The organism is Mesorhizobium sp. B1-1-5, assembly GCF_006443065.1.
Lineage (GTDB): Bacteria > Pseudomonadota > Alphaproteobacteria > Rhizobiales > Rhizobiaceae > Mesorhizobium.
Map to the genome: position 1 here is coordinate 1 of NZ_VFWS01000098.1, position 19855 is coordinate 19855.

Sequence of the window (19855 nt, forward strand, 5' to 3'; positions counted from 1 at the left end):
AAACCGCTGCGCACTTTTGCTGGAATTGCTCTAATCTAGGCCGAATGCTGAGTTCCGAGGATATCTCATGGCCAAGGCTGATGCAGGCAAGAAGCGGGCATCGCTGACAACCCGCCGGCCACCGGTCGGGGCGTCGCCAGGCACGCTTATCGCCGATCCGGCGGCGCGGCGCAGCGAACTGCGGCTGACGCTGATCTCGCCCGAGAAATACAAAACCATCGACAATGCCTCGATCGACGATCTCAACGCGCATTGCGAGAAATGGCCTGTCGTCTGGCTGGATTGCACCGGACTTGCCAATATCCCGCTGATCGAGGAGATCGGCCGCATCTTCAGCCTGCACCCGCTGGCGCTGGAGGACGTCGTCAACACTGGACAGCGGCCCAAGGTGGATTTCTTCGAGGATCATGCCTTCGTCGTCATGCGCATGATCGACGATGTCACCTCGCATCGCTACGAGCAGATCGCGCTGTTCTTCGGCGGCAATTTCGTCGTCACGTTCCAGGAGCGCGAAGGCGATCCGTTCGATCCGGTGCGCAAGCGCATTGCGGGTGCGATGCCCAACCGCCTGCGCTCGCGCGGCGCCGACTATCTTGGCTATGCGTTGATCGATGCCATCGTCGACAGCTATTTCCCACCGATCGAGGCGGCGAGCGAATTGGTCGACGGCATCGAGGACGAGATGCTGAATAAGCCGCACAAGCACCAGATGCGGCAGCTGCATGAATTGCGGCGCGACGCCAACGTGCTCAAAGGCGTGCTGTGGCCGATGCGCGACACGCTGGCGACGCTGATCCGCAACGACGTGGCCTTCGTGAAGGCGGAGACCAAGATCTTCTTCAACGACACGCTCGACCATTCGCTGCGTCTGATCGAGCTGGTCGAGAACCAGCGCGACATGCTCACCGGCCTGATCGAGATGCATGTCTCGCTGACCCAGGCCCGCACCAACGACGTCATTTCCTACCTGACGATCGTCTCGGTGATCTTCATGCCGCTGACCTTCCTGGTCGGCGTCTGGGGGATGAATTTCGATCCGCAAAGCTCGCCCTGGAACATGCCGGAGCTGAAAGCCTATTACGGTTATCCGGTGGCAATTCTGTTCATGGCGCTTGTCGCCGCCGGACTGATCTTCTTCTTCAAATCGAAGAAGTGGCTATAGCCGCTGAACCCTTTGTTTTCGTGGCAAGACCTGCGACAAGCCGGCTTGACATTTGGGCTGGTGTTTATTCCGGAATTGGACTATATGCGCCGCAGCTTCGCGCCCTGACGCGTCGCTTGCACTGGCCCCTGCTGGACGACATCCCGGCTGTGGGCGTCCCGTTTCCTCCAACAGATAAGGAAAAGCACGATGTCGATTACTGCCGACCGCAAGAAGGAATTGATGACCGAATTCGCAACCGCCAAGGGCGACACCGGATCTCCGGAAGTCCAGGTTGCCATTCTTTCCGAGCGCATCAAGAACCTGACCGAGCACTTCAAGGACCACAAGAAGGATAACCATTCCCGCCGTGGCCTGCTTGCTCTGGTCTCCCAGCGCCGCAGCCTGCTTGACTACCTCAAGCGCAAGGATGACGGGCGCTATCAGACGCTGATCGACAAGCTCGGTCTGCGTCGCTGACGAATTGACCGGCGGGTCTTCCTCGGAGGGCCCGCCGGTCGCGCATTGGCGCATCGGTCGATCCGGTGCGATAATGCCGGAGCGCGACGCGCTCTAGAAATTCGCATTCGCGCAGGGCGCGTTCCGGAAACAGTGGTTTCCGGCGTCATGCGCAAAGCCGGCCGATCGGTCGGCCAAACACGGTTCCGGACGCGCAGAGGGCCATTCGGAACCGCCCCATGGACGGTCATGGGGCAGGATTGCAGGATGCTCGCTTGGGCTTATGAGCCGGACCTACGAGCTTCCCGTTGTCTTGCCCGTGGCTGCCCGAAGGAAGCCAGGAAAGGGAGAACCCGTGACCGTTAGGACGGCGCGGCCCTTTCCGCATATGAAGGACAAGACATGTTCAATCAACACAAAGTGGAAATCGAATGGGGCGGCCGTCCGCTCATCCTGGAAACCGGCAAGATCGCACGCCAGGCTGACGGCGCGGTGCTCGCCACCTATGGCGAGACCGTCGTTCTCGCCACCGTCGTTTCGATGAAGGAGCCGAAGCCCGGCCTCGATTTCTTCCCGCTTACCGTCAACTACCAGGAAAAGACCTACGCCGCCGGCAAGATCCCGGGCGGCTACTTCAAGCGTGAGGGCCGCCCGAGCGAAAAGGAAACGCTGGTTTCCCGCCTGATCGACCGTCCGATCCGCCCGCTTTTCGCCGACGGCTACAAGAACGACACCCAGATCGTCGTCACCGTCGTCCAGCATGATCTCGAGAACGATCCCGATATCCTGTCGATCGTGGCCACCTCCGCTGCGCTCACGCTTTCCGGCGTGCCCTTCATGGGCCCGATCGGCGGTGCCCGCGTCGGTTACATCAACGGCGAATATGTGCTCAACCCGCATATCGACGAAATGCAGGAATCCAAGCTCGACCTCGTCGTTGCCGGCACCGGCGACGCCGTGCTGATGGTCGAATCCGAGGCCAAGGAACTCTCCGAGGAACTGATGCTCGGTGCCGTCGTGTTCGGCCACAAGAGCTTCCAGCCTGTGATCGACGCGATCATCAAGCTGGCCGAGGTCGCCGCCAAGGAGCCGCGCGACTTCTCCGCGCCGGATTACTCCGCGCTTGAAGCCGAGATGCTGAAGATCGTCGGCGACGAGCTTCGCGAGGCCTACAAGATCACCGACAAGCAGAAGCGCTATGCCGCCGTCGATGCAGTCAAGTCGAAGGTCAAGGCCGCGTTTGTGCCGGCCGAAGGCGAAGAGGCCAAATACACGTCCGAGCAGATCGGCTCGGTGTTCAAGGAACTCCAGGCCAAGGTCGTGCGCTGGAACATCCTCGACACCGGCTCGCGCATTGACGGCCGCGACTTGAAGACGGTCCGCAAGATCGTCTCCGAAGTCGGCGTCCTGGCGCGCACCCATGGTTCGGCGCTGTTCACCCGCGGCGAGACCCAGGCGCTGGTCGTTGCCACGCTCGGCACCGGCGAAGACGAGCAGTATGTCGATTCGCTGACCGGCATGTACAAGGAGAAGTTCCTCCTTCACTACAACTTCCCGCCCTATTCCGTCGGCGAGACCGGCCGCATGGGTTCGCCGGGCCGTCGCGAAATCGGCCACGGCAAGCTCGCCTGGCGCGCCATCCGCCCGATGCTGCCGAGCGCGGACCAGTTCCCCTACACGCTGCGCGTCGTTTCGGAGATCACCGAGTCCAACGGCTCGTCCTCGATGGCGACCGTCTGCGGCACCTCGCTGGCGTTGATGGATGCCGGCGTGCCGCTGGCAAAGCCGGTCGCCGGCATCGCCATGGGCCTGATCAAGGAAGGCGAGCGCTTCGCGGTGCTCTCCGACATCCTCGGTGACGAGGACCACCTCGGCGATATGGACTTCAAGGTCGCCGGCACCGCCAACGGCGTCACCTCGCTGCAGATGGACATCAAGATCGATGGCATCACCGAGGAGATCATGGGCATCGCGCTTGCCCAGGCCAAGGACGGCCGCCTGCATATCCTCGGCGAGATGGCGCATGCGCTGTCGGGCGCCCGCGCCGAGCTCGGCGAATTCGCGCCGCGCATCGAGGTCATGCATATCCCGACCGACAAGATCCGCGACGTCATCGGTTCCGGCGGCAAGGTGATCCGCGAGATCGTCGAGAAGACCGGCGCCAAGATCAACATCGAGGACGACGGCACGGTCAAGATCGCTTCGGCGAACGCCAAGGAGATCGAGGCGGCGAAGAAGTGGATCCACACCATCGTCGCCGAGCCGGAAGTCGGCGAGATCTACGAAGGCACCGTCGTCAAGACGGCCGACTTCGGGGCGTTCGTCAACTTCTTCGGCCCGCGCGACGGTCTCGTCCACATCTCGCAGCTCGCCAATGAGCGCGTCGCCAAGACCTCCGACGTCGTCAAGGAAGGCGACAAGGTTTGGGTCAAACTTATGGGCTTCGACGAGCGCGGCAAGGTCCGCCTGTCGATGAAGGTCGTCGACCAGGCGACCGGCAAGGAAATCGTCCAGGACAAGAAGAAGTCGGACGGCGAGGAAGACGCCGCCTGATCGGTTTGACCGAATAATCCAAGACGGGCGCGCCGCGAGGTCGCGCCCGTTTTGTTTCAGGGCAGTTCCAGGAAGCGGCAACCGTTTCCGTCCGGAATTGCGTCGGACAAAGGTCCTACGGAGCAGGTGAATGGCCGCGGAGCCGCTCAAGACGCTGTTCTACCCGTTCGAAGCCGAGGCGCTGCCTCTGCCGCGAAAGGATGCCCGCGTCCTGTTTCTCGGCGCCGAGCCCGGCTTCCGCTTGCCCGCCGGCTTCGAGGCGGCGCTGCATCTCGTGCAAGGCTTTCGGCCGCATTTTCGAACGCTGCAGGCGTCCGGCTACGCGGTCACGCCGCGCGCCGAGGATACCGGCTTCGACCTGGCGTTGGTGCTCGCGGGCCGTCATCGCGGCCAGAACGAGGAGCGCGTCGCCGAGGCGATAGAGCGCGTCCTGCCGGGTGGGCTGGTCGTCATTGCCGGTGGCAAGGAGGACGGCATCGACAGCCTGCGCAAGCGGATCAACGCCCTGGTGCCGCTCGAAGGCCATCTGCCGAAGCATCACGGCGTTGCCTTCTGGTTCAAGCGAGCCGCCGCGGAGACGGCCGCGACGCTGCGCGCCGGCAACCCCGATTTGATCATCGAAGGCGGTTTCAAGACCAGGCCTGGCATGTTCTCCTTCGATCGGATCGATGCCGGTTCGAAACTGCTGGCCGCGAGCCTGCCTGACGATCTCAAAGGCAACGTCGCTGATTTCTGCGCCGGCTGGGGTTATCTGGCGGCGGAAGTCCTGAGGCGTCCGCAAGGTCTCACCGCAGTCGATCTCTACGAAGCGGATTTTGAGGCCCTGGAAGCAGCCAGGTTGAACGTCCAGGGCGGCGCCATCGAGCCGCGTTTCTTCTGGACCGATCTGCTCACCGAGGCGGTCGAACGGCGCTACGACGCGATCGTCATGAATCCACCCTTCCACCGCGGCCGCGCGTCCGAGCCGGAGATCGGTGCCGGCATGATCCGCGCCGCGTCGAAGGCGTTGAGACCGGGCGGCCGCCTGTTCATGGTCGCCAACCGCCAGCTTCCTTACGAACAGGCGCTCTCGGCGGCCTTCGCCAGCCATGCCGAGATCGCCCGCGACGGCATGTTCAAGGTGTTTTCGGCGCGCCGCTGAAGCAATCAAGCAAAAGCGTGCAGCGGGTGGATTCGGCGCCTTCGCCGTAGCCTTGCATCCACAATTACGGCGGGAAAAATGCTTGTTCTATTGCAGGCTGACGATGCGGGCCGGCTCGTGCGTGCCGAAGGCGGAGCGCGCTTCGCCAAGCTCGACCTTGAGCGGCGCCGGCCGGCCGAACAGATAGCCCTGCACAACCTCGCAGCCGGCCGCTCGGAGCAGGGTGGCCTGGTTCTCGGTCTCTACGCCTTCGGCGATGATGCCCACGCCCAGCGCCCGTGACAGGCCAACAATGGTCGAAACGATTGCGCCGGAGCTGGAATCGGTGTCGATGCGGCTGACGAAGGAACGGTCGATCTTCAGCTTGCCGAAGGAGAAATCGATCAGGTAGCTCAAATTGGAATAGCCCGTTCCAAAATCGTCGACGGCCACGGAGATACCCATCTCGGCAAGCTGTTCCAGGATGGCTGCGGCGCGGTCGCGGTCCTGCATCATCGCCGTCTCGGTGACCTCGAGCTCCAGTCGCGAAGGCTTGATGCCGGTCGATTCCATCACCTCCCGCACGATGCCGATGAAATCCCTGGTCATGAACTGGACAGGCGAGATGTTGACGGCGACGAAGCATTCCTCCGGCAGGTACCGGGCGTCGCTGCAGGCCTTGCGCAGCACCCACTCGCCGATCGGATTGATCATGCCGGTTTCCTCGGCGATCGGAATGAATTCCATCGGCGGGATCATGCCGCGCTCCGGGTGCTTCCAGCGGATCAGCGCCTCATAACCGACGATACGGCCGCTCGGCAGGTCGAGCTGCGGCTGGTAGTGAAGGCTGAAGTCGCCGCGATCGAAGGCGGTCTTCAGCTCCGATTCGATCCATTGCCGATAGTCCGCAACGCGGCCCATATCGGCGTGGAAGACAGACCAGTTGCCGATGCCGCTGGCGCGCGCGTTCTGCAGCGCAAGGTTCGAGCGGCGCAGGATCAGGACCGGGTCGACGCCGTCCTTTGGCATCGCCACGATGCCGACCGACAGGCTGACCGACTGCAGATGCGTCTGCAGCTGATAGGGCTCCATCATCTCGTTGATGAGCTTCTCGATCAGCCGCTCGATCGAGCCCCTGATCTGGCGGTCCGGCAAAAGCACCGCGAATTCGCCGGCGCCGATACGGCCGATCACCGCGTCCTTCGGCATATTCTCCGTCAGCCTGCTGGTGAAGGCGCGGATCAGTTCGTCGCCCTGGCTGTAGCCGATGGCGTCGTTGATCTGCTTGAAACGGTCGATATCGATGTCGATCAGGAATACCGGCTCGCCGGTTCGGATCGTCCCGGAGGCGGCCTCGGCTATCTTGCCGACCATGGCCTGGCGCGACAAAAGGCCGGTCAGCTTGTCGAAATGGGTTTCTTTGAAGACATAAGCCGCGGATTCATCGACGCCGGCAAAGAACGAGAGTGCTGCTCCGCCGGCGGCAAGGGCGCAGAGCGCGGCAATGACGCCCGCCATCGTTTCGGCCGGCATGCCGGCCATGCCGTCGCCGAAGCCGAACCTCAGCCCCCACAGTCCAAGGATGAAACTGCCCATCCCCGAACTGGCGATGGTGATCAGCCGGAACAGCGGAGTCCGTTTGGGATTGCTGACTGCAGGCATGCATTGTCCCCAGATTGCGGGGCCTTATAGCGGATATCTCCTTAAAATGAGTTTCCGCCGATGAATCCAATTTTACTGGAACGCTACCATCGCCGCCGCAGACTATTCCCGCGCGCCGTCGTTCTGCTTCAATTCCTCCAGTGCCGGCATCGAAACGATGTGATAGCCGGAATCGACATAGTGGATTTCACCGGTGACGCCCGACGATAGATCGGAAAGCAGGTAAAGCGCCGAGCCGCCGACTTCGTCGATGGTCACGGTGCGCCGCAAAGGCGAATTTCGCTGCTGGTAGGAGAACATGTGGCGGGCATCGGACACGCCGGAGCCGGCCAGCGTCCGCACCGGCCCAGCCGAGATGCCGTTCACCCTGATGCCGCGCGGGCCGTAGTCGTTGGCCAGGTAGCGCACGCTGGCTTCCAGCCCGGCCTTGGCGACGCCCATGACGTTGTAGTTCGGCATCACCCTGACCGAGCCGGCATAGGTGAGCGTGATCATCGAGCCGCCATTGCCCATCAACGCGGCGGCGTTGCGGGCGATCTCAGTGAAGGAATAGCAGGAGATCACCATGGTGCGCACGAAGTTGTCGCGGCTGGTGTCGGCGTAAAGGCCCTTCAGCTCGTTCTTGTCGGAAAAGCCGATGGCGTGCACCACGAAATCCAGCCCGCCCCAGGCCTCGCCAAGGGTCTCGAAGGTCGCGCTGACCGAGGCGCTGTCCTCGACATCGCAAGGCACGATCAGCGAGGCTCCCACTTTCTCGGCAAGCGGCTTGACCCGCCGCCCGAAGGCGTCGCCCTGATAGGTGAAAGCGAGCTCGGCCCCATGTTCCGACAGCTTCTTGGCGATGCCCCAGGCAATCGAATGGTCGTTGGCAACACCCATGACAAGCCCGCGCTTGCCCTTCATCAACCCTTCCATGCCTGGCAATCCTTATGAAAAACGCTGGTCTTATGCGGAATAGCGCTGGAAAATCAGCGTTGCGTTGGTGCCGCCGAAACCGAAGGAGTTGGACAGGACGGTGTCGATCCTGGCGTCGTCGATACGCTTGCGCACGATCGGCATGCCCTCGAATTCCGGATCGAGCTCCTCGATATGGGCGCTCTCGCCGATGAAGCCGCCCTGCATCATCAGGATCGAATAGATCGATTCCTGCACGCCGGCCGCGCCCAGCGAATGGCCGGTGAGCGACTTGGTCGAGGTGATGTAAGGCATCTTGTCGCCGAACACCTCGCGGATGGCGCCCATTTCCTTGGAATCGCCAACCGGCGTCGAGGTGCCGTGGGTGTTGATGTAGTCGACCGGCGAAGACACCGTGGCAAGCGCCTGGCGCATGCAGCGGATCGCGCCTTCCCCCGAAGGTGCGACCATGTCGTAGCCGTCGGAAGTCGCGCCGTAGCCGACGACCTCGGCGTAGATCTTGGCGCCGCGCGCCTTGGCGTGCTCCAGTTCCTCCAGCACCAGCACGCCGGCGCCGCCGGCGATGACGAAACCGTCGCGGTTGACGTCATAGGCGCGCGAAGCGGCCGACGCATTGTCGTTGAACTTCGACGACATGGCGCCCATGGCGTCGAACAGGTCAGACATGGTCCAGTCGAGGTCCTCGTGACCGCCGGCGAACATCACATCCTGCTTGCCCCATTGGATGAGCTCATAGGCATTGCCTATGCAATGCGCGGAGGTCGAGCAGGCCGAAGAGATCGAATAGTTGACGCCGTGGATCTTGAACCATGTGGCCAAGGTGGCCGACGCCGTCGATGACATGGCTTTCGGCACGGCGAACGGGCCGATACGCTTGGGGCTGTTGTTCTTGATCGTGGTTTCGGCCGCTTCGACGATGGTGCGGGTCGAAGGCCCGCCGGAACCCATCACGATGCCGGTCCGCTCATTGGTGATGTCGCCTTCGCTTAAGCCGGCATCGGCGATCGCCTGGTCCATGGCGACGTGATTCCAGGCGGCGCCTTGGCTCAGGAAGCGCATGGCGCGGCGGTCGATCATCGGGGTGGGATCGAGCGTCGGCGCGCCCCAGACCTGGCAGCGGAAGCCGTGTTCGGCAAAGGAATTGGAAAAGCTGATGCCTGATTTGGCATCGTAAAGCGAGCTCTGCACCTCATTGGCATTGTTGCCGATCGACGACACAATGCCGAGCCCTGTCACTACGACCCGTCTCATTCGCAACTCCTTCCCGCGTACTGGGCGAAAGACCTAACCGGCTTCGCCCTTGATCATACGCAAACAAACTGACGTGGCATCCGTTAGCTACGCGGGCGCCGTGGCGGAAAACGGTCAGGCGGCCGGCTGCTTGGACAGGCCGACCTTCAGATCCGTAGCCGCATATATGGGTTCGCCATCCGCCTTGAGCCACCCATCGGCGATGCCGAGCACCAGGCGGCCGCGCATCACGCGCTTGAAGTCGATGCCGTATTCGACCTTCTTCACCGACGGCGTCACCATGCCCTTGAACTTCACCTCGCCGGTCGAAAGCGCCATGCCTTTGCCCGGTTCGCCCAGCCAGCCGAGATAGAAGCCGGTCAACTGCCACATGGCGTCGAGACCGAGGCAGCCCGGCATGATCGGGTTGCCGATGAAGTGGCAGGCGAAGAACCACAGGTCCGGCTTGATGTCGAACTCGGCGCGGATGAAGCCCTTGTCGAAAGCACCGCCGGTCTCGCTGATCTCGGTTATGCGGTCGAACATCAGCATCGGTGGGTAGGGCAGCTGGGCATTGCCTGGCCCGAACAGGTCGCCGCGGGCGCAGGCAAGCAGTTCCTCGTAATCGTAGCTGGACTTTTGACCCGCCATCAAATTTCTGTCCCCGTGTTCCTTCGCGGGCGGCAGGGCGCCCTTCTCGTTGGTTTCCTAACACACTCTGTTTGCGGCCGGAAACCGGCGTTTGCGCTTAACCCGTGCGCCTGCCCGGGTCAATGCGCGCTATTGATCGCATTCGGACTACAGAATATATGTCGGCTGATGTCCGGTTTTGGCTTTTGACGTCTTTTTGCCATTCTGGACCTGTTGATGGGCTGGGCAGCAAAGCTTCGACGCGAAGAGATGGATTCGGGCTACAGGAAGGAAAATGTCGCTGTGGACAAGCGGGTTCGCGAAGCCGGCCTGAGGCCGACGCGCCAGCGCATTGCGCTGGCCGACCTGCTTTTCGCCAAGGGCGACCGACACCTTTCGGCCGAGGAACTGCACGAAGAGGCGATCGCCGCCGGCGTGCCGGTTTCGCTGGCGACGGTCTATAACGCGCTCCACCAGTTCACCCAGGCCGGACTGCTGCGCATCCTGGCGGTCGAAGGCTCGAAAACCTATTTCGACACCAACACCTCCGACCATCATCACTTCTACGTCGAGGGCGAGAACCGGATTTTCGATATCGAGAGCGGACCGGTGACCGTCTCCAACCTGCCGGCGCCTCCGGAAGGCATGGAGATCGCCAATGTCGACATCGTCGTGAGGCTTCGCCCGAAGCGCGGCAACTGATCCGTGGTGATGCGGCCCGTCGATCTGATTGTCCGGTTTGAATGGGTCACCGTCGCCGCGTTGGCTATCGTTTGCTATGCAATCTCCGGCTTTTCCTGGTGGCTGTTTGCGCTGCTCATCCTCGCGCCGGACCTGTCTATGCTGGGCTACCTCGCCGGGCCAAGCGTCGGCGCCGTCACCTACAACGCCTTGCATATCCTGATTGCCCCGCTCGTGCTTCTGCTTGCGGGCGCGTTGCTCGCCGGCCCGATCACCACCGCCGTGGCGCTGATCTGGATCGCGCACATCGCCATCGACCGTGCCCTCGGCTACGGCCTCAAGCTGCCCACCGGTTTCCAGGATACGCATCTCGGCCGCATCGGCCGCGACCGCAACAGCAAGGCCAGCGAACTCAGTTCTTGACCTTCTCGCCGGGATAGGCGCCCCACACCTGCGACTGGGCCATCCAACCGGTATGGCCGTCGAAGGTCATCTCGCACCATTGGCCGTCGCATTTCTTGATCGAGCCGATCACACCCGGCTCGATGATGGCGACGACACCCGCATCCTTGTCGGGCTCATCGAGCAGGTTGATTCGCCCGCCCTTGCCGCGCTGCCACGGCGCGACGATCGCGGTGCGTCGGCCGGAGAGCAGCGACTGGTTGATCCAGCCTTCCGAGCCGTCGGCATCGCGCACGCGGCGCCATGTGTCGAATTCCTGGATGACTTCCATCGGCAGGCCGGCCTTCAGATACATCCAGTTGACGGAATAATTGGCGCCGGGGCCGACGCGCGCGTTGACCCGGGCCGGCTTGAGGCTGACGAAACGCGGCAGCGGCAGCCCGCTCGGGCCAAGCGTTATGGTTTGCGCTGGCGCGGCCGCGCTTTGCGCGAATGCCTGCGGCGCGCAAAGCAGGGCGCCAAGAATGGCTGCGCTGAAGGCCAGGCGAAGCGACGCGAAACCAGACACTTTCGTTCCTTTCGGCGCCGGTCCGTGCGGATGAGCGCCCCTTTTTCTTTGTCTTCGGCGGCACCGCTTGTTACAGGAGTGGGCTGATGCCGCGACTGGCTGCAAGTTTCGCCGGTCTTGGTTAAAGAGGTCTCAACGAGATCGGTTTCGAGAGCATGATCCCGAAAAGTGGGTACCGGTTTTCGGAAGAGATCTTGCTGCAACAAAGAGTAGGATCAGGATGACGATTCGACGAAACGTCATCCTGATCGAAGAAGCTTCGGGGATAAAATGGCAGGCAAAAAACGGCCCCTCGTCGTCATCACTCGCAAGCTGCCCGATCCGGTCGAAACGCGCATGCGCGAGCTGTTCGACGCGAGGCTGAATGTCGAGGACCGGCCGATGACGCAGCCGGAGCTGGTCGCGGCGGTCAAGGAAGCCGATGTGCTGGTCCCCACCATCACCGACCATATCGATGCCGCGCTGATCGCCCAGGCCGGCGAGAACCTCAAGCTGATCGCGAATTTCGGCAACGGCGTCGACAAGATCGACGTCGCGGCGGCCGCCAAGAAGGGCATCACCGTCACCAACACGCCGAATGTGCTCACCGAAGACACCGCCGACATGACCATGGCGCTGATGCTCGCCGTGCCGCGCAGGCTGGCCGAAGGCGCCAATGTGCTGACGGGTGACAAGAAATGGGCCGGCTGGTCGCCGACCTGGATGCTCGGCCGACGCATCTGGGGCAAACGTCTCGGCATCGTCGGCATGGGCCGCATCGGCACGGCGGTCGCCAGGCGGGCCAAGGCCTTCGGCCTCTCGATCCACTATCACAACCGGCACCGCGTGCTGCCGGCGGTCGAGGAGGAACTGGAGGCGACCTACTGGGAAAGCCTCGACCAGATGCTGGCCCGCATGGACATCATCTCGGTCAACTGCCCGTCGACGCCGGCGACGTTCCACCTTTTGTCCGGCCGTCGGCTCGCGCTGATGCAGCCTTCGGCCTACCTCGTCAACACCGCGCGCGGCGATATCATCGACGAGGAATCGCTGATCAAGCTCATCCACGACGGCAAGATCGCCGGCGCCGGCCTCGACGTCTACGAGCATGAGCCGGCGCTGAACAGCAAGCTGTTGAAGCTCGCCGCCAAGGGCAAGGTGGTGCTGTTGCCGCATATGGGATCGGCCACGCTCGAGGGCCGCATCGACATGGGCGAGAAGGTGATCATCAACATCCGCGCCTTCTTCGACGGCCACCGTCCGCCTGATCGTGTCCTGCCGCTCAGGACCTGAAAAAGGTTAGACGGCGGCGGTCACTGCGCCGTCCGAAGCGACCGTGACGGCGGCTCCGCGGTAGCTGTCGAACGCGCCGCGTTCGAGCCTCACCGCCATCGGCGTTTCCCAACCCATTTCCCGCGCTACGATCAGGCCGAGCAGCAGGATGGCGTCCGGCTCGTGCAGCACTAGGGCGGCCGGCGCGCGGCCGTTGTGGACGAGCTCCATCAGCACCGCCGAAGCGGATGACGAGCCGATCGTGCCCGGCAGGAACAGAACCCGGCCGGCGATGACTTCGCCATGCTGCGGGTGGCGAACGTCGGCGATACGCCCGGTGCTGGGGTCGACGCCGCCCCAGAAGCTGATCGGCGCCGTCAGCACCAGCGCGTCGCCTTCGCCCGCCTTGCCCGGCACCAGGATTTCGGCCCTCGCGCTCATGCCGCGATATCCGTGAAGACCGGCTTGCCGAGGACCGCGCTTTCGACGCAGTCGGCGAGCGAGGCGTAGAGCACCGCATAGCCGGTGTTGCCCGGCGCGTAATGCGCGAACTTGCCCGAATTGGTCATCAAAACGCCGCCCGCAAGGTACGGCATGATCGGCGTCACCACCACGCAGGTGTCGGCGACGATGACGACGCCGCTGGCTTCGAGCCGCTTCCGCCGGCCGTCCTGCTCCAGCAGGGCAAGCGCGTGGCGGCCGGTGCAGGCGTAGATCGGCACCGCGAGCCGCCGTCCGGCGATCAGCCGCTCCAGGCTGTCGAACTCGGCGTGCGACAGATGCGGGCTGCCGATCGCCACCGCATCGATGGTCTTGGTCGCGGCCGTTGTCGACAGGCCCGCGCGCGCCGTCGCCACCATGTCGGGCGTCACGCGGATCACCGCTTCCGGCTCAGGCCCGGCCAGAATGGCTTCGACGTCGGGAGCCTCGGGCGTCACGCCGGCAATGTGGAACAGGCCGACCGCGCCGGACGATGCGGCCGCCGCGCCGAATGCTTTCAGCGCGTCTTCGCCGGGATGATCCGTCACGCCTCTGACGACGGCGATCGCGTTGCCCACCTCGCGGCCATAGAGGCTGCCCAGCACCGGCCATGCGATCTCCGAGGCGAGGAAGGACGGCGACAGGCCCGAGACATCGAAAATGAGCCGCGCGCGGCGGTTCTCCGTCCGATGCAGGCCGTAGTCAGGCGCTCTGGCAGTGATGGCGCAGGCAATGTCCAGGAAATCGCCATAGCGGTTGGTGCGCGCGCCCAGCACCGAATTGCAGAAGACGACCGCGTTGGACTCCCCCCAGGCGACGTCGCTGCCGAGCGCGGGCCTGTGTCCGGCCTGGTAGGGGGCGCAGGTCCAGCTCTGCTCGCAGCCCAGCTTGCGATAGGCCTCCATCATCCGCCGCGCCATGCCACGCTGCGGCTCCTCCAGACGAATGCGCGAGCAACCCATCAGGTCGAGCGCCCCGACATTGAGCGTCGAGCGCACCGCGACCTTGGCACCGCCTTCGACCAGCCGCTCGGCAAACAACGTGCCGGAATCGCCGTGGTAAAGCGCGCCGTCGATATGGGTGGAGGCGATCGGGATCAGTCGCGGCGCGCCGAGCAGCCGGGCGCTTTCGGCAACGATGCGCATCGCCATGCCCGCGCCGTCCCGTCCGGCGGCGATCGCCTGTTCTTCCGGGCTGAGGACCAGGCTCAAGACAGCACCTTGCGCATGGTGATGGAGGTCGGCCTGTCATAGCCCGCATGCGACGTGCGCTCGGTCTCGCGGAAGCCGAGCCGGGCGAAGGCTGCATGGTTTGCGGTCAGTTCGATACGGGTCTGAAGCTCGATCGCGTCCATGCCGCGCTCGCGGGCAAGATCCTCCACCGCCCGCATCAGCCGGGTCCCGATGCCTTGGCCCTGCAGCCGTGGCTCGACCGCGAGCTTGCCGACATAGAAATCCCGCGACCGTTCCAGAGCGAAGACGCAGCCGACGATGCGGCCGTTCTCGACGGCCAGAACCCCCGTCTCCCGCTTCGCCTTCCCGGCAAGCGCCTCCGCGGTTAAAAGATGCGCCGATGATGGCGGGTCGATCACCCCGTCCATATAGGCGAAGGCGCGCCGGATCAGCGCGAGCAATTCGCCCCATTGGTCGAAATCTGCGGCAAGGCCGGCTATGGAGATGCCGATGCTCTGGTCCATGCGCTCAGACGGCCTTGTAGCGGATGGTGTCGAAGCGGGCCGTGAGCCCGTCATAGAGCAGCAGCCGGCCGATCAGCGGTTCGCCTATGCCGGCGATCAGCTTGATCGCTTCCATCGCCTCCAGCGCGCCGATGACGCCCGTCAGCGCGCCGACGATGCCGGCGACGGCGCAGGACGGCACCAGCCCTTCGGGCGGGGCTTCCGGAAACAGATCGCGATAGCTCGGATTGCGCTTGCCGTCGGCGCCAGCCTCGAACGGCTTCAGCACCGTCACCGAGCCGTCGAAGCGCCCGACGGCCGCCGTGACGAGGGGTTTCTTCTCGCCCGCGCAGGCATCGGCGACCGCATAGCGCGTTTCGAAATTGTCGGAGCCGTCGACGACGATATCGTAGCAGGCGACGAGGGCAGGGGCATTCTCCTCCGTCAACCTCAGGCGATGCGATTCCACCGTGACATTGGGGTTGATGCGCATGATCGCTTCCCGCGCGCTGTCGGTCTTAGCCATGCCGACCCTGTCGCTGCCATGGATCACCTGCCGTTGCAGGTTGGACAAGGAGACGGTGTCGTCATCGACGATGCCGAGTGTGCCGACGCCGGCGGCGGCAAGATATTCGAGCACCGGCGCGCCGAGCCCGCCGGCGCCGATCACCAGCACCCGTGCCCGTTTCAGCTTCTGCTGGCCCGGCCCGCCGATCTCCGGCAGCACAATGTGGCGGGCATAGCGTTCGAGCTCTTCGTCGGTCAGCGCGGCGTCGGTCATGGCTGGACCATATCGCCGTGGCGAGGCCTTGTCAGTAAGCGCAAGGCGCGGCCTTGTCGCGTATACGCAAGTGCAGAACTCGCTTCAAAAGGTCAGCCGGTCGGCTCAACGTTGCCGTGGTCGACGGTCAGGAACTGCGCCCGGCCGGCAAGGCTGGAGAATAAGGCGGCATCCGTGCCGGTCATGAAGGCCTGGCAGTTCAATTCCTCCAGGATGGAGAACAGCGCCGCGCGCCGGCCCGCGTCGAGATGCGCGGCGATCTCGTCCAGCAGAAGGATCGGCGTCAGTCCCGACATCTCGCCGGTCAACCTGGCATGCGACAGCACGATGCCGACCAGCAGCGCCTTCTGCTCGCCGGTCGAACAAAGCTCGGCCGGCATCGACTTCGGCCGGTGCCGCACCACGAGATCGGAACGATGCGGACCGTCCAGCGTGCGGCCGGCGGCGCGGTCGCGCTCGCGACCACTGGCAAGCAGACGGCGGAAGCGCTCCTCGACATCGACGGCCGGCGCGACGGCGATCTCGCTCTCCAGATCGCCGGCAAGGCTGATGTCAGCCTGCGGAAACGGTCCGCTGCCTGGCAATCTGTCGATCATGGCGGCAAGCAGCCTTACCAGCTCGGCCCGCGCCGCGGCGATCGCCACCCCGGTCTCGGCCATCTGCGTCTCGATCGCGTCGAACCAGGCGCGGTCGCGGGAGCCTTCGGTAAGCAATCTGTTACGGCCGCGCATGGCTTTCTCATAGTCGAGCGCGCGCTGGCCATGCCCGGGGTCGATCGCCAGCACAAGCCGGTCGAGGAAGCGGCGGCGGTCGGCCGCCGGCCCTGGAAACAGCCCGTCCATCGCCGGCGTAAGCCACACGACCCGCAGCCATTCCAGCATATCCTCGGCCGATCGCGCCGGCGCGCCGTTGATCCGCACCTTCCTGCCGCCTTCGCCGGCGGCGTCTCCGCCGGAAATTCCGGTGCCGATTTCGACCTGGCCTTCCGGCCCCTCAATGCGCGCATGCAAGGCGAAGCCGCCGTCGCCGCCTTCGCGCGCCACATCGCCATAGGGCGCGCGGCGCAGGCCGCGGCCCGGCGTCAGCAACGAGACCGCTTCCAGGAGATTGGTCTTGCCGGCGCCATTGTCGCCCGACAGCACCACCGCGCCGGGCGCGAGCTCGAGCGACAGCGTCGCGTAATTGCGGAAATTCGTAAGTACAAGCTTACTTACATAGCTTTGCTGCCGAAGCTGTTTCGCATCCGAATTCACGGCGACACATCAGGTCCGTCAGAGCAATTCCAGGAAAAGTGCACAGCGGTTTTCCGTCCGGAATTGCGAAAGACAAAAGCGCAATTCCGGGAAAAGTGCACAGCGGTTTTCCGTCCGGAATTGCGTCAAGAGACTGAGCCTAGACCCGCATCGGCATCAGCACGTAGAGCGCGGTCTCGTCGGCCATGTCGTGGATCAGCGTCGGCGAGCCGGCATCGGCCAGCATGAATTTCGCCTCCGTGCCGGTGAGCTGGGCCGCGACGTCGAGCAGATATTTGGCGTTGAAGCCGATCTCGATCGGGTCCGACGAGTAGTCGGCCGCCAGTTCCTCGGTGGCGCTGCCCGAATCCGGATTGTTGACCGCGAGCGTCACTTGGCCGTCATTGATCGAAAGCTTCACCGCCCGGCCGCGTTCGGAGGAAATGGTCGAAACGCGGTCTACTGCCGCAGCGAAGCTCTGCCGGTCGATGATCAGCTTCTTGTCGTTGCCGGTCGGAATGACGCGCTGATAGTCGGGGAAGGTGCCGTCGATCAGCTTCGAGGTCAAAACGACGCTGCCGATGGTGAAGCGGATCTTGGTGTCCGACAGCTCCGTGGTCACCGCCACGTCGGGATCGTCGACCAGCTTCTGCAACTCGCTCACCGTCTTGCGCGGAATGATGATGCCGGGCATGCCTTCGGAGCCTGCCGGCGCGTCGATCTCGGCCCGCGCCAGGCGATGCCCGTCGGTCGCCACCGAGCGCAGCTTCAATTTGCCGCCAACCTCATGCGTGTGCAGGAAGATGCCGTTGAGATAATAGCGCGTCTCTTCGGTGGAGATGGCGAATTGCGTCTTGTCGATCAGCCCTTTGAGCGCCGCCGATTCCAGCCGGAAGATATGCGAGAACGAACCGGCAGAAAGCTCCGGGAAGTCGGATTGCGGCAGGCACTGCAGGCGGAAGCTCGAACGGCCGGAGGTGACGGTCATCGCATTGCCGTCCTCGTCCGTCTTCAGCATCACCTCCGCGCCGTCGGAAAGCTTGCGCACGATGTCGTAGAGCAGATGCGCCGGCACCGTCGTCGCGCCGCCGCGCTCGACCTTGGCGGGCGTCGCCTCCGTCACTTCAAGATCGAGGTCGGTCGCCTTCATCTCGAGGCTGGCGCCTTCGGCGCTGAGCAGCACATTGGACAGGATCGGTATGGTGTTGCGACGCTCGACCACGCGGTGGACGTGGTTGAGGGACTTCAAGAGATTTGACCGTTCCAGGATAACACGCATGACGAAACAGGCTCGCTTCAATGAATGAACAGGTCACCGGCAGGCGGCATCCCGTGAAAGCTCTGAAAGGCTTTCAGAATCTGTGTAAGCTGACAGTAAAAAGCCTGCAAACGCAAGCCCGCGGCACCGGTTCCGGCCGGCGGCGCGGGCTTTCTGGGGATAAAGCCGGCGAAGCGTGCCGCCGGCTATTTCTGCGCCCCTTCAGGCCTGGTCGTTGATCAGCCTTCTGAGCAGTTCGAGTTCCTGCGCAAGCGTATTGTCCCCGCCTGAAAGGTCCTCGATCTTGCGCACGGCATGCAGCACGGTCGTGTGGTCGCGGCCGCCGAACCGCCGCCCGATCTCCGGCAATGAGCGCGGTGTCATCACTTTCGACAGATACATCGCCACTTGCCGCGGCTTGACGATTGTGCGCGTGCGCCGATTGGACAGAAGCTCGGTCTTCGACACGTTGTAGTGGCGCGCCACGATGCGCTGGATGTCCTCGATGCGCACCCGCTTCGGCTCGCCGGAGCGGTAGATGTGGCCGAGGATCTCGTCGATGCGGTCGATAGTGATCTGCGGCTCGAAGGACTGGCGGAACAGAAGCTGGTTGAAGGCGCCTTCGAGCTCGCGCCCGCTGCCGGTCACCGTGCGCGCGACATGCTCCAGGATCTCGTCCGATATGTCGAGCGAGGTGTCGTCGGTCTTGGTGCTGGCGCGGCGCAGTTTCAGCATGCCGAGCCGCATGGCGAAATCCGGCGCCGACATTTCCAGCGCCACGCCGCCATTGAGGCGCGAACGCACGCGCGGCTCCAGTGATTCCAATTCCGAGGGCGGCCGGTCGGCCGCGACCACCACCTGCTTGGCGCTGTCGAGCAGCATGTTGATGAGGTGGCAGAATTCGTGCTGGATCGACTTGCCCTGCAAGAACTGCATGTCGTCGATGATCAAGAGATCGATATCGCGCAGCTGCTCCTTCAGCGTCAGCGCGTTGTTGTCGCGGATCGCGGTGGCGAAGCGCCACATGAAATATTCCGCCGTCAGGTAGACGACGCGCGACTTCGGGTTTTGCCGCAGCGATTCCGCGGCGATCGCTTGCAGGAGGTGCGTCTTGCCGAGCCCGACGGTCGCATGCAGGAAAAGCGGGTTGAAACGTACCGCGCTCGACTGCGATTCCGCCACCGCCCTGGCCGCGGCGAAGGCCACCCTGTTCGACGGCCCCTCGATGAAGGAGGAGAACGTGTAACGCGGGTCAAGCGGCGACCCCAGCACATTGTGGCGGAACTCCGGTTCCGCTGACACGCCCTGGCGAGGCGCCGGCGCCCGTTGCTCCACACGCCCGGCGCTCGCGGTGCCGTTGGCAAGCGCGGTATGCGTCTGCTTGGTCATCTTGCGCGCCGGGGCGATCTCGGGCTCGACAGGATTGCGCCCCTGGCGCGTCGCGGTGCGCACGACGATCTCGATCTTGAGGACGCCCGCATCCTCATGCCGCCACAGCTCCGCGATAAGCTCGAGATAATGGCCGTTGATCCAGGACCGCAGGAAGGCTGTAGGCACGGAGATGCGAACAACGCCGCGCGAAGCCTCGGCGACCTTCATGCGACCGAACCAGCTCGAATAGACCTCGGCTCCAAGACGCGCCTTCAGCTGGGCCTTGACCCGTTCGAACTTCTGTTCCGCGTCGCTGGATACCGCCACGTCGCCCCCTCCGACAAAAGTTGCTGGAAATGGGAGCTCGCCCGCTATCTCCCTGTCAATGCCGCTCTGCATGATCAAAGTCCCTTTGTCTTCTCGTACCCTTTTCCGCCGGGGATGCG

19 protein-coding genes are annotated in these 19855 nt (G+C 63.8%); 7 read left to right on the forward strand and 12 right to left on the reverse strand.

Annotated elements, in window-relative coordinates; all coding sequences use genetic code 11:
• Positions 1-67: 67 nt before the first annotated feature.
• From corA to FJ980_RS22990, 4 genes are all read left to right on the forward strand, one after another.
• Complete coding sequence (gene corA, locus FJ980_RS22975) at positions 68-1162, forward strand: magnesium/cobalt transporter CorA (RefSeq protein WP_140546034.1); 1095 nt, start codon at positions 68-70, stop codon at positions 1160-1162.
• Between the two features lie 147 nt (positions 1163-1309).
• Entirely contained in the window at positions 1310-1621 is a 312-nt protein-coding gene (gene rpsO, locus FJ980_RS22980; RefSeq protein ID WP_280950871.1) for a 30S ribosomal protein S15, read from the forward strand.
• 381 nt (positions 1622-2002) lie between these two features.
• Entirely contained in the window at positions 2003-4153 is a 2151-nt protein-coding gene (pnp, locus tag FJ980_RS22985) for a polyribonucleotide nucleotidyltransferase (protein ID WP_140546035.1), read from the forward strand.
• A 130-nt stretch (positions 4154-4283) separates the two neighbouring features.
• A complete protein-coding gene (locus FJ980_RS22990; protein ID WP_140546036.1) occupies positions 4284-5294 on the forward strand; it encodes a class I SAM-dependent methyltransferase in 1011 nt (336 codons plus the stop codon).
• A gap of 87 nt (positions 5295-5381) precedes the next feature.
• Here FJ980_RS22990 and FJ980_RS22995 read toward each other — a convergent pair whose 3' ends face one another.
• The 4 genes from FJ980_RS22995 to fabA form a co-directional block, all read right to left on the reverse strand.
• Entirely contained in the window at positions 5382-6935 is a 1554-nt protein-coding gene (locus FJ980_RS22995) for a bifunctional diguanylate cyclase/phosphodiesterase (protein WP_140546037.1), read from the reverse strand.
• Between the two features lie 102 nt (positions 6936-7037).
• A complete protein-coding gene (gene fabI / locus FJ980_RS23000) occupies positions 7038-7850 on the reverse strand; it encodes an enoyl-ACP reductase FabI (protein WP_140546038.1) in 813 nt (270 codons plus the stop codon).
• A gap of 30 nt (positions 7851-7880) precedes the next feature.
• The gene (gene fabB, locus FJ980_RS23005) at positions 7881-9101 is read right to left on the reverse strand and encodes a beta-ketoacyl-ACP synthase I (protein ID WP_095765953.1); all 1221 of its coding nucleotides are present in this window, start codon (positions 9099-9101) and stop codon (positions 7881-7883) included.
• Positions 9102-9215: 114 nt separating this feature from the next.
• Positions 9216-9731, reverse strand: coding sequence for a 3-hydroxyacyl-[acyl-carrier-protein] dehydratase FabA (gene fabA, locus FJ980_RS23010; RefSeq protein ID WP_095765952.1), 516 nt, complete (start codon positions 9729-9731; stop codon positions 9216-9218).
• Positions 9732-9980: 249 nt separating this feature from the next.
• Between fabA and irrA the strand changes: the two genes are divergently transcribed.
• Complete coding sequence (irrA, locus tag FJ980_RS23015) at positions 9981-10412, forward strand: iron response transcriptional regulator IrrA (protein ID WP_095766194.1); 432 nt, start codon at positions 9981-9983, stop codon at positions 10410-10412.
• Between the two features lie 9 nt (positions 10413-10421).
• Positions 10422-10814 carry a DUF4260 domain-containing protein gene (locus FJ980_RS23020; protein WP_140546039.1) on the forward strand — a complete coding sequence of 131 codons (393 nt, stop codon included), beginning with the start codon at positions 10422-10424 and terminating at the stop codon, positions 10812-10814.
• On the opposite strand, the gene FJ980_RS23025 is transcribed toward FJ980_RS23020, so the two are convergent.
• Positions 10804-11361: an SH3 domain-containing protein gene (locus tag FJ980_RS23025; RefSeq protein ID WP_140546040.1), complete on the reverse strand. Its 558-nt coding sequence runs from the start codon at positions 11359-11361 to the stop codon at positions 10804-10806. The two genes, FJ980_RS23020 and FJ980_RS23025, sit on opposite strands and share 11 nt — an antisense overlap.
• 270 nt (positions 11362-11631) lie before the next feature.
• Here FJ980_RS23025 and FJ980_RS23030 point away from each other — a divergent pair, with 270 nt between their 5' ends.
• Positions 11632-12633 carry a D-glycerate dehydrogenase gene (locus FJ980_RS23030; RefSeq protein ID WP_140546041.1) on the forward strand — a complete coding sequence of 334 codons (1002 nt, stop codon included), beginning with the start codon at positions 11632-11634 and terminating at the stop codon, positions 12631-12633.
• A 6-nt stretch (positions 12634-12639) separates the two neighbouring features.
• On the opposite strand, the gene FJ980_RS23035 is transcribed toward FJ980_RS23030, so the two are convergent.
• The 7 genes from FJ980_RS23035 to dnaA form a co-directional block, all read right to left on the reverse strand.
• Positions 12640-13053 carry a DUF126 domain-containing protein gene (locus FJ980_RS23035; protein ID WP_140546042.1) on the reverse strand — a complete coding sequence of 138 codons (414 nt, stop codon included), beginning with the start codon at positions 13051-13053 and terminating at the stop codon, positions 12640-12642.
• Positions 13050-14303 (reverse strand): aconitase X catalytic domain-containing protein, encoded by a 1254-nt coding sequence (locus FJ980_RS23040; protein ID WP_140546043.1) that lies wholly within the window; start codon positions 14301-14303, stop codon positions 13050-13052. The genes FJ980_RS23035 and FJ980_RS23040 overlap by 4 nt, the downstream gene beginning before the upstream one ends.
• Positions 14300-14788 carry a GNAT family N-acetyltransferase gene (locus FJ980_RS23045; RefSeq protein ID WP_140546044.1) on the reverse strand — a complete coding sequence of 163 codons (489 nt, stop codon included), beginning with the start codon at positions 14786-14788 and terminating at the stop codon, positions 14300-14302. The genes FJ980_RS23040 and FJ980_RS23045 overlap by 4 nt, the downstream gene beginning before the upstream one ends.
• A 4-nt stretch (positions 14789-14792) precedes the next feature.
• On the reverse strand, positions 14793-15548 hold the full coding sequence (locus FJ980_RS23050; protein ID WP_140546045.1) for a molybdopterin-synthase adenylyltransferase MoeB: 756 nt from the start codon (positions 15546-15548) through the stop codon (positions 14793-14795).
• A gap of 92 nt (positions 15549-15640) precedes the next feature.
• Entirely contained in the window at positions 15641-16801 is a 1161-nt protein-coding gene (gene recF, locus FJ980_RS23055) for a DNA replication/repair protein RecF (protein ID WP_140546046.1), read from the reverse strand.
• 139 nt (positions 16802-16940) lie between these two features.
• A complete protein-coding gene (gene dnaN, locus FJ980_RS23065) occupies positions 16941-18059 on the reverse strand; it encodes a DNA polymerase III subunit beta (protein WP_095765942.1) in 1119 nt (372 codons plus the stop codon).
• A 201-nt stretch (positions 18060-18260) separates the two neighbouring features.
• Positions 18261-19808, reverse strand: coding sequence for a chromosomal replication initiator protein DnaA (dnaA, locus tag FJ980_RS23070; RefSeq protein WP_140546048.1), 1548 nt, complete (start codon positions 19806-19808; stop codon positions 18261-18263).
• Positions 19809-19855: the final 47 nt, after the last annotated feature.

Bases quoted from the DNA above. Each gene is read 5' to 3' on its own strand.
- corA (WP_140546034.1), top strand. From the start codon at position 68: ATGGCCAAGGCTGATGCAGGCAAGAAGCGGGCATCGCTGACAACCCGC.
- pnp (WP_140546035.1), top strand. From the start codon at position 2,003: ATGTTCAATCAACACAAAGTGGAAATCGAATGGGGCGGCCGTCCGCTC.
- FJ980_RS22990 (WP_140546036.1), top strand. From the start codon at position 4,284: ATGGCCGCGGAGCCGCTCAAGACGCTGTTCTACCCGTTCGAAGCCGAG.
- FJ980_RS22995 (WP_140546037.1), bottom strand. From the start codon at position 6,935: ATGCCTGCAGTCAGCAATCCCAAACGGACTCCGCTGTTCCGGCTGATC.
- fabI (WP_140546038.1), bottom strand. From the start codon at position 7,850: ATGGAAGGGTTGATGAAGGGCAAGCGCGGGCTTGTCATGGGTGTTGCC.
- fabB (WP_095765953.1), bottom strand. From the start codon at position 9,101: ATGAGACGGGTCGTAGTGACAGGGCTCGGCATTGTGTCGTCGATCGGC.
- fabA (WP_095765952.1), bottom strand. From the start codon at position 9,731: ATGGCGGGTCAAAAGTCCAGCTACGATTACGAGGAACTGCTTGCCTGC.
- irrA (WP_095766194.1), top strand. From the start codon at position 9,981: ATGGATTCGGGCTACAGGAAGGAAAATGTCGCTGTGGACAAGCGGGTT.
- FJ980_RS23020 (WP_140546039.1), top strand. From the start codon at position 10,422: ATGCGGCCCGTCGATCTGATTGTCCGGTTTGAATGGGTCACCGTCGCC.
- FJ980_RS23030 (WP_140546041.1), top strand. From the start codon at position 11,632: ATGGCAGGCAAAAAACGGCCCCTCGTCGTCATCACTCGCAAGCTGCCC.
- FJ980_RS23035 (WP_140546042.1), bottom strand. From the start codon at position 13,053: ATGAGCGCGAGGGCCGAAATCCTGGTGCCGGGCAAGGCGGGCGAAGGC.
- FJ980_RS23045 (WP_140546044.1), bottom strand. From the start codon at position 14,788: ATGGACCAGAGCATCGGCATCTCCATAGCCGGCCTTGCCGCAGATTTC.
- FJ980_RS23050 (WP_140546045.1), bottom strand. From the start codon at position 15,548: ATGACCGACGCCGCGCTGACCGACGAAGAGCTCGAACGCTATGCCCGC.
- dnaN (WP_095765942.1), bottom strand. From the start codon at position 18,059: ATGCGTGTTATCCTGGAACGGTCAAATCTCTTGAAGTCCCTCAACCAC.
- dnaA (WP_140546048.1), bottom strand. From the start codon at position 19,808: ATGCAGAGCGGCATTGACAGGGAGATAGCGGGCGAGCTCCCATTTCCA.